The organism is Arthrobacter sp. Y3221159, from assembly GCF_059089885.1.
In genome coordinates this window covers 1-8,572 of record NZ_JBNHFC010000039.1, presented here as the reverse complement: position 1 = coordinate 8,572, position 8,572 = coordinate 1, and the positions used below count along the sequence as shown (strand labels likewise).

Annotated in this window: 9 protein-coding genes; 7 read left to right on the top strand and 2 right to left on the bottom strand. The window is 66.8% G+C overall.

What is annotated here, in order from left to right:
* Positions 1-132: 132 nt before the first annotated feature.
* From AC5RT3_RS20440 to AC5RT3_RS20425, 4 genes are all read left to right on the top strand, one after another.
* On the top strand, positions 133-813 hold the full coding sequence (locus tag AC5RT3_RS20440) for a GntR family transcriptional regulator (RefSeq protein WP_494011918.1): 681 nt from the start codon (positions 133-135) through the stop codon (positions 811-813).
* 172 nt (positions 814-985) lie between these two features.
* A complete protein-coding gene (locus AC5RT3_RS20435) occupies positions 986-1,252 on the top strand; it encodes a hypothetical protein (RefSeq protein ID WP_494125083.1) in 267 nt (88 codons plus the stop codon).
* Between the two features lie 122 nt (positions 1,253-1,374).
* Positions 1,375-2,262: a GAF domain-containing protein gene (locus AC5RT3_RS20430; RefSeq protein WP_494125082.1), complete on the top strand. Its 888-nt coding sequence runs from the start codon at positions 1,375-1,377 to the stop codon at positions 2,260-2,262.
* Entirely contained in the window at positions 2,259-3,098 is an 840-nt protein-coding gene (locus AC5RT3_RS20425; RefSeq protein WP_494052522.1) for an SGNH/GDSL hydrolase family protein, read from the top strand. The genes AC5RT3_RS20430 and AC5RT3_RS20425 overlap by 4 nt, the downstream gene beginning before the upstream one ends.
* A gap of 3 nt (positions 3,099-3,101) precedes the next feature.
* Here the strand turns inward: AC5RT3_RS20425 and AC5RT3_RS20420 are convergent, their stop codons facing one another.
* Entirely contained in the window at positions 3,102-4,442 is a 1,341-nt protein-coding gene (locus AC5RT3_RS20420) for a uracil-xanthine permease family protein (RefSeq protein ID WP_494125081.1), read from the bottom strand.
* A 195-nt stretch (positions 4,443-4,637) separates the two neighbouring features.
* On the opposite strand from AC5RT3_RS20420, the gene AC5RT3_RS20415 reads away from it, so the two are divergent.
* Together AC5RT3_RS20415 and AC5RT3_RS20410 are read left to right on the top strand one after the other, a co-directional pair.
* A complete protein-coding gene (locus AC5RT3_RS20415; RefSeq protein WP_494125080.1) occupies positions 4,638-5,243 on the top strand; it encodes a malonic semialdehyde reductase in 606 nt (201 codons plus the stop codon).
* A gap of 175 nt (positions 5,244-5,418) precedes the next feature.
* The gene (locus AC5RT3_RS20410) at positions 5,419-5,937 is read left to right on the top strand and encodes a 2'-5' RNA ligase family protein (protein ID WP_494125084.1); all 519 of its coding nucleotides are present in this window, start codon (positions 5,419-5,421) and stop codon (positions 5,935-5,937) included.
* On the opposite strand, the gene pgm is transcribed toward AC5RT3_RS20410, so the two are convergent.
* Complete coding sequence (pgm, locus tag AC5RT3_RS20405) at positions 5,934-7,586, bottom strand: phosphoglucomutase (alpha-D-glucose-1,6-bisphosphate-dependent) (protein ID WP_494052525.1); 1,653 nt, start codon at positions 7,584-7,586, stop codon at positions 5,934-5,936. The genes AC5RT3_RS20410 and pgm overlap by 4 nt on opposite strands.
* 247 nt (positions 7,587-7,833) lie before the next feature.
* On the opposite strand from pgm, the gene AC5RT3_RS20400 reads away from it, so the two are divergent.
* Positions 7,834-8,572: nuclease-related domain-containing protein (locus tag AC5RT3_RS20400; RefSeq protein WP_494125079.1), on the top strand; the 739-nt coding region annotated here is incomplete at its 3' end.

Genomic DNA, 8,572 nt, shown 5'->3' with positions numbered 1-8,572 from the left:
AGGGTCATGTCCCCTCCTCCTTCTAGATATATTCAAAAGTAGCGAACTGATATATTAGATTGGACCCCAGCGTATACTCGACTGTGACACAGGTCAATAGTTATTTTTCAGCGAGGGGAAAGGGGTCCTGGCATGGCACTGGAAACTTTGGCGGCTGCGGAAGAGGGCAGCAGGAAGTCCCTCGCCGACGTCGCATATGAGAGCATCCGGGACCGGCTCCTGGTATTGGACATCAAGCCCGGCGAGCTGTTGAACGACGAGGTGCTGGCTAAGTCACTGGGCGTTGGCCGCACTCCCGTGCGCGAGGCGCTGAAGCGGCTGGAACTGGACCGGCTGGTCATCACGTACCCGCGGCGCGGCACCTTCGCCACCCGGGTGGACGTCACGGACCTGTCCTTCATCTCTGAGATCCGCGCGCAGCTTGAACCCCTTGCTGCCGCCCGCGCGGCGAGGGTTGCCACCGATGCTGTCAGGCGGCAGTTGCGGGCCATCCTCAAAGATGTTGAGGCGTTCGACGTCGGGGCCGCGTCCGTCACGGAGACGCTCCGCCTGGATGCCCGGGTGCACCAGGGCATCTACGCCGCCGCTGCCAACCCGCACCTTGAGGACATCCTGATCCGGTACGACAACCTGGCCACCCGGATCTGGTGCATGGTCATCGACCGCCTTCCCGACCTGTCCCTGCATGTGCATGAACACGTGAATCTGCTGAATGCCGTCATCGACGGGGACGAAGGCAAGGCTGCCGAACTTGCCAGGGTGCACGTCAGCGGCTTCGAGCGTGCGGTACGCGAAGCCCTGTTCGCCGCGTAAAGCGGCGTTGAGGGCCGGGCCCGTGTTCCCTTAAGGCTGGCTGGCAGTTTTGATCCTCTTTTGACAAGGAATGTGACCTGGAACATACTGGGTTTCCCAACCTGATATATCAAAGAGATATCAGTCGAGTCCCCCTGATGCGGCTCGACCCATGCCCAGTAATGGAGGAACCGTGAACCTGTGCGTACTGGCAGACCTGCCAGCGGCCGAAAGCAACCCCAGGGAAGAAGAGGCGGCACCTGGCGCAAGCCGCGGACCGCGCAAGGATTGGGCGCGGCTGACTGGCCATACCGTGGAGGTCTGGCTGGGGGGTGAGCACGTTGCCAGCGGCCTGGTTGAGCAGGCTGCGGAGGACGGTTCAGTCCTGTGGATCGCCGGCGAGGGCATTACAACCCGCAGGCTCTTCGACAAGTCGACCGGATACCAGGTCTGGCTCTGACGTCTGGTATTGCTGCGGAAAGCCCCAAAGTTTCCCGGAGTTCCCTGCAACGTGGCTGCGGGACGTATTCTTAGAACAAGGTTTTGCAGTAGGCCGAGGCGCTTATAAGCAAGGCGTGGAGAATGGCCGCTGAACCCACGGGGCAGGTTGGCTGGGGACCTCTTCCAATGCCGCCAGAGCCTGTTTTCGACAGCAAGGACGTCGAGACATACCTCTGGGAAGTCACCCGCGACTTCATGACAGACATCGAGGGTGAACGCCGCGGTATCGCCTGGGCTGCGACCCTTTTCCGCCTTGGCAAGGCGCACACGCTTGCCGCCAGCACCGAGCAGGCCCGCGAGGCGGACCGGGAGCAGTGCTCCTTTGCGGACGGGCCGGTCATGGAAGCCCTGCGTACCAGTGAGTTCGTCCTGCTGTCCGATCTCAGCCGGGACCGGCGCTGGCCCGGCTATTCGAGCGCGGCCGCCAGCCACGGCGTGCAGTCACTGCTGTCCGCGCCCATCGTGTCCGAGGGCGGCTCCAGTGCGGCCATCAACCTTTACGCATCCGTATCCCACGCCTTCACCAGTGACGACCTGGTCCGGATCCGGAGCTACGTGCACCAGGTGGCGCGGGCCCTGCGCGTGGTGGTGCGCGTGGCCGAGCGGGCCGAGACCACGGCGGGAATCGCCGTCGTGCAAAGCTCGCTGGTTCTGGTGGACCTGGCGGTGCGCAGCCTCATGAACGAGTACGGCCTTAGCCGCGAGGGGGCCCTGCGGTTCCTGCAGACGCAGGCGCTGCATCACGAGCTGGACCTGCGGGATGCAGCGCTGAATGTCGTGGCGCCCAGTGCCGCGATGGAGCGGCCCGGCCCGGCGGTCTCCGGGCTCAGGCAGGAACTGCCCGACGGCGTCGAGGACTTCCGCCTGCTGGCGCCGGCCGATCTGGACCAACAGTCAGAGATGCCACCGGCGGCGGGCGCCGCAAAGAAGCAGCGCCCGCGTTCATCCGTGCGAAGGAGGACGGCATGACAACGGAAAAGCAGGACCTGCGGGCCGGCATGGAAACCGGAGGCAGGCACCCCTGGCACCGGTTCGTGGCACTGGGCGATTCATACACGGAGGGTGTGGGCGATCCCGAGCCGCGGAGCCTCGGCGGGCTCCGGGGCTGGGCCGACCGTGTGGCGGAGGAACTCAGCGCCGGCCAGCCCGGCTTTGCCTATGCCAACCTCGCGGTCCGGGGAATGCTGCTGCGGCAGATCCTGGACAGGCAACTTGCGCCGGCCCTGGCGCTGAAGCCGGACTTGGTTGCCATGTCCGGCGGCGGAAATGACATCATCTTCCGCCGCGGCGATCCGGACAAGCTCGCCCGGCATATGGACCAGGCAGTGGAAAAGCTGGCCGCCACGGGAGCGACCGTCCTCCTGTACGCAGGGCCGGACTGGGGCGGCACCCCCGTCTTCAGCCAGATCCGCGGGAGGGCGGCCATCTACAACGAGCACCTGCACAAGATAGCCCTCCGCCACCATGCCATCATGGTTGACCTGTGGTGCCTGCCCGAGCTCCAGGACGTCCGGATGTGGGATCCGGACCGGCTGCACCTGTCCCCGCTGGGCCACCACGCCGTTGCGGTGGCCACCCTCGACGCGCTGGCAGTGCCGCACACCCTTGAGCCGCTTGAGCCGCGGCCGGTGCCGGCCCACGGCTGGACGCAGGCGCGGGCCGAAGACCTGGTGTGGGCCCGGCAGTACTTCTTCCCCTGGGTGCTGCACCGCATCCTGCCGCACGGCTCCGACGAATCGCTGGCGGCAAAGCGCCCCAAGCCTGGGCCCGTCTACGGGCTCAACCGTCCGGACGAAGTGGCTTAGCTCCTAGCGCTTCCTGGGAGCCCGCTTCGCGGCGGCCTTGGCCGCAGGCGGCAGTCCCGCCTGCTCGGACTCCGGTTCCGCCACCGTTCCACGGGCCTTCGCGATGGCCGTCATGCCGTGGTAGATCACCAGTGCGGCCGCCGAACCAAGCGCGATGCCGGTAAAGGTCAGCTCGCCGACGGTCAGCGTATAGTCGGCGATGCCGATGATCAGCGCCACGGCCGCAGTGGTCAGGTTCACCGGGTTGGAGAAGTTCACCTTGTTCTGCACCCAGATCTTCACGCCAAGGATGCCGATCATGCCGTAAAGCATGGTTGCCGCGCCGCCCAGCACGCCCGGGGGGACGGTGGCGATCAGCTCCCCGAACTTGGGGGAAAAGCTCAGCAGGATGGCGAAAATGCCGGCCACCCAGTAGGCCGCCGTCGAATACACCTTGGTGGCAGCCATGACGCCGATGTTTTCGGCGTAGGTGGTGGTTCCCGAACCGCCGCCGATGCCGGCGAGGACGGTCGCGGCGCCGTCGGCCATCAGCGCGCGCCCGGAGACGCCGTCGAGGTTCTGCCCGGTCATGGCGGCCACGGACTTCACGTGGCCGATGTTCTCCGCCACCAGGACCAGGACCACCGGCACGAACAGGCCCAGGACGCCGATGTGGAACTCGGGGGTCTGGAACTGGGGGAGCCCCACCCACGCGGCCGCGTTCATCTTTTCGTAGCTGACTTCGCCGCGGAGCATGGCCACGAGGTAGCCCACCACCACGCCCACCAGGATGCTGAGCCGGCCGAGGATCCCGCGGAAGAGGACGCTGACCAGGATGATGGTGCCAAGTGTGACGAGGGCGGTAACGGGCGCGGCGGCGAAGTTCTGTTTCGCGGCGGGGGCCAGGTTGAGGCCGATCAGCGCCACGATGGCGCCGGTGACGATGGGCGGCATAAGCCGGTTGATCCACTCCGCGCCGAACTTCTGCACGATGGCACCCACCAGGGCCAGGACGGCGCCGGCCAGGACCACGCCGCCCAGGGCGCCGGGCACGCCGAACTGCTGCTGCGATGCCATGATCGGCGCGATGAACGCAAAGCTCGAGCCCAGGTAGCTGGGCACCCTGCCCCTGGTGATCACCAGGAACAGCAGGGTGCCGACGCCGGAGAAGAAGAGCGTGGTTGCCGGTGGCATGCCGGTGATGATGGGCACCAGGAAGGTGGCACCGAACATGGCCACTACGTGCTGCATGCCCACGCCGATGGTCAGCGGCCAGGCCAGCCGCTCATCGGGGGCCACCACGTGGCCGGGCTTGATGGATTTGCCGGTGCCGTGCAGCTTCCACTTGATTCCGAGCATGCTCATGGGAGGGGCCTTTCAGGGGGTGCCGCCGATGGCGAAGATGAACGGCCACCAGAATACCGCCCGGTCCGTTGTTGCTGCCGTTGTGGCTAAGGTCACGTGCTGTTCCGGGAAGACCCAGGCAGAGGTTGAAGTTGCAACTACCGACAGCGAAGAGGCCGACCCGGCAGGCGGGGAGGCGCAGCGAAAGGTATGCCAATGACCATTGCCCATGAAGAAGCGGTTATCGATCCCGCCGCCGTCGACGCCATTTTCGCCGAGGCCCGAACGGCCAACACCTTCACCGGTGAAGTCACCGAGGAACAGGCTCGGGCCATCTACGAGCTCACCAAGTTCGGCCCCACCGCCTTCAACTCCCAGCCGTTGCGCATCACCTACGTCCGTTCGGACGAGGCCCGCGCCAAGCTCGTGGATGCGCTCATGGCCGGCAACCGCGCCAAGACCGCCTCCGCCCCGCTGGTGGCCATCCTCAGCTATGACACCGACTGGGCCGGCGAGTGGGACAACTTCCTCCCCGGCTACAACACCCCCAAGGCCATGTACGACGCCAGCCCCGAGCTGGCCGCGGCAACGGGCAACAACAACGCGCACCTGCAGGCCGGTTATTTCATCCTGGCCGTCCGGTCCCTTGGCTTCGCCGCAGGCCCCATGACCGGCGCCGACTTCGGTGCCATCGACGAGGCCTTCTTCCCGGAGGGGGACCAGAAGAGCTTCCTGGTGGTCAACATCGGCCAGCCCGGCGAGGACGCATGGGGCGAAGCCAAGCCCAAGTTCGCCTACCAGGACGTCGTCCGCAGCGTCTAACCCTTTCGTTGTCCAACGCCCGTTCACATGAAGTGAGCGGGCGTTTGGATGTAAGCCGCCAAAGGTGAGCGGGCGTTTGATGTTTTGGGACGCGCGCTCACTTGTGGCGGCTTTCCCGTCGACGCGTGCGCACTGCCGCGACAAGGAAGCGCGGTGGGAGACTGGGGCCATGCCGATGCGCAACCTCATTTTCGTGGCGTTCGTCGAACCTGTGGCAGAAGGCGCCGTCTTCCTGCGCACCGACTGGCCGCTGCACATCACCCTGGTGAGGTTCGACGTCGGAGGTCCGGACAGTGCCGGCGCGGCGGAACGCGTCGCCGCCCTCGCCGATGCTCCGGCGCGGGCCGCGCTTGGCGCGAGCATGGCCGTAGGGGAGGATGCGGCCTTTGGCCGTAACGGATCCGTGGCCGTCAGCCTGGTGGAGCCACACCCGGCGCTCCAGGCCCTGCATGAGGCCCTGGTCCAGGCTGTGGCCGCGGTGGACGGCAGGATCCTCACGCCGCGCCACACACTCTCCGGCTACCGGCCGCACGTCTCGCACCACGGCTCAGGCCCTGGCAAGAAACGGCTGAACCCGGGGGACGCAGTGGTGCTGGACCGGATCGCCCTGGTGGACATGGCGCCGGATGGTGACCACACCATCCGGCGCGTCCTCCGCCTGTGGAGCCTGGACCCAGGGAAGGGAACCGCCTAGGCGATGACGCCGTCCACCAGCGCCTTGGCCTCGGCCTGCACCTGCTTGAGGTGCTCCTCGCCCTTGAACGACTCGGCGTAGATTTTGTACACGTCCTCGGTGCCGGACGGGCGCGCAGCAAACCAGGCGTTCTCCGTGACCACCTTGAGGCCGCCGATGGATGCACCGTTGCCCGGCGCCTCGGTGAGCTTCGCAGTGATCTCCTCGCCGGCCAGGGACGTCGCGGTGACATCCGCCGCGGAGAGCTTGCCCAGCTTCGCCTTCTGCTCGCGCGAGGCGGCGGCGTCGATCCGGGCATAGACCGGCGAACCGAACTGGTCCGTCAGGCCCTTGTACAGCTGGGACGGAGAGTTGCCCGTGACGGCGGTGATCTCGGACGCGAGCAGGGCCAGCAGGATGCCGTCCTTGTCCGTGGTCCAGACGCTGCCGTCCTTCTTGTTGAAAGAGGCGCCGGCCGATTCCTCGCCGCCGAATGCTCCCTCGCCGGACAGCAGGCCGGGCACGAACCACTTGAAGCCCACCGGCACCTCGACGAGCTTCCGGCCCAGGCTTTGTGCCACACGGTCGATGATGGAGGAAGACACCAGGGTCTTGCCCACCACGGAGGCAGGGTTCCAGCCGCTGCGGTTCCGGTAGAGGTAATCGATGGCGACGGCGAGGTAGTGGTTGGGGTTCATCAGACCGCCGTCGGGGGTGACGATGCCGTGCCGGTCGGCGTCGGCGTCGTTGCCTGTGGCCACGTCGAAGGCCGAGCCGCCGTCGGACATCCGTTGGATCAGGGAGGCCATGGCCGACGGCGACGAGCAGTCCATCCGGATCTTTTCGTCCCAGTCCAGCGTCATGAACGCCCACTGCGGGTCCACCGTGGGGTTGACGACGGTCAGGTTCAGCTGGTGGCGCTCGCCGATCTCGCCCCAGTAGTCCACGGACGCCCCGCCCATGGGGTCGGCGCCGATCCTGACGCCGGCCTCGCGGATGGCGTCAAGGTTGAGCACGGAGGGCAGGTCGTCAACATAGCTGCTGAGGAAGTCGAACTTGCCGGTGGTGTCAGCAGCCAGGGCATCGGCCACCGGGATCCGCTTCACCCCGCGCAGGTCGTTCTCGAGCAGTTCGTTGGCGCGGTTGGCAATCCATCCGGTGGCGTCGGAATCGGCGGGGCCACCGTGCGGCGGGTTGTACTTGAAGCCGCCGTCCGCGGGCGGGTTGTGGCTGGGGGTCACCACGATGCCGTCAGCCTGCGGTGCGCCGGGCCCGGCATTCCGGTTGTACGTGAGGATCGCATGGCTCAGCGCCGGGGTGGGGGTGTAGCCGTGCCGGGCATCGATGAGGACCTGCACGCCATTGGCGGCGAGGACCTCCAGGGCGCTGTTCTGCGCCGGTTCGCTCAGCGCATGCGTGTCCTTGGCCAGGAACAGGGGGCCGGTGACGCCCTGCGCTGCCCGGTACTCCACGATGGCCTGCGTGATGGCCACGATGTGCTTCTCGTTGAACGACGCCTTGAGGCTGGACCCCCGGTGCCCGGACGTGCCGAACACAACGCGCTGGCCCGGATCAGCGAGGTCTGGCGTGATGTCGTAGTACGCGTCGAGGAGCGCAGTGATGTCAACAAGGTCCTGGGGTTGGGCAAGTGTGCCCGCGCGGCTAGCCATGGCACCAGCATGCCAGAAGCTCGCGGCAGTCAAAATGAACCGCCCATATTCGGGTCCCTGTGACGAAGCCGTGTCATCAACCAAGGACCTGCAAACCAAGTAACCAACCTGAGTACTCCCGCGAAAAGTACTTATATACCGGCGTCCTGCCGCCCTGTTACTTTCGAAAAACCGGAAGAACAACCGCAGGCAAGGACGACGGCGGCCAGCCGCCCCCGTTGCGACGGCAGGGAAGCAGGGACCAACCATGGGGGCAGGAGACGGAGCGGCCGAGCAGTCCCGGCTGGCCGCTGAAAGGGTTGCCAGGCTAAAGCGCCAGCTCGACGAGGCCGAGCATGCCACAAAGGCGTGGGACGCAGGGGCCGCGGGCGAACGGGTGGTGGCGGACAAGCTGAGCGAGTTGGTGCCACGCGGCTGGTATGTCATGCACGACGTGCACTGGCCGGGGCGCCCGAAAGCCCATTTGGACCACGTGCTGGTTGGCCCCGGCGGCGTTGTGGTGGTGGACGCCAAGAACTGGACCGGCGAAGTGCGGGTGGCATCCGGGGTGCTCTGGCAGGGCCGCTACGCGCGGACCCAGGCGGTGGAGGGCGCGCTGGCCCGATGCGCCGCCGTCACGTCGGTCCTTGCACCGCCGCACCGCAGGTTTGTCCGCCCGCTCATCTGTATGGCCGCCCAGCCGGATCTGTTCGGCGTCACCAACTCCGACGTAGCCGTCGCCGGGGCACAGCGCGTGGTTGGGGCCATCGAATCATTGCCTGCTGTGCTGGACCAGCAGGCGGTGGTGGGGCTGTACGAGCACCTCGGCCAGCAGCTCACGCATGAACAGGAGCCCGGCATCACGGCCTTCCGGAATGTCCGGCCCGGAACTGTGGTCCGCCCTGCCGGAGGGCTGCCGCCCGGAGGCCCGTGCGCGGAAGGCCCGCGCACGGAGGGCCCGCGGACGGAAGGCCCGCGCACGGAGGGCACCAATGCCAGCGGCAACC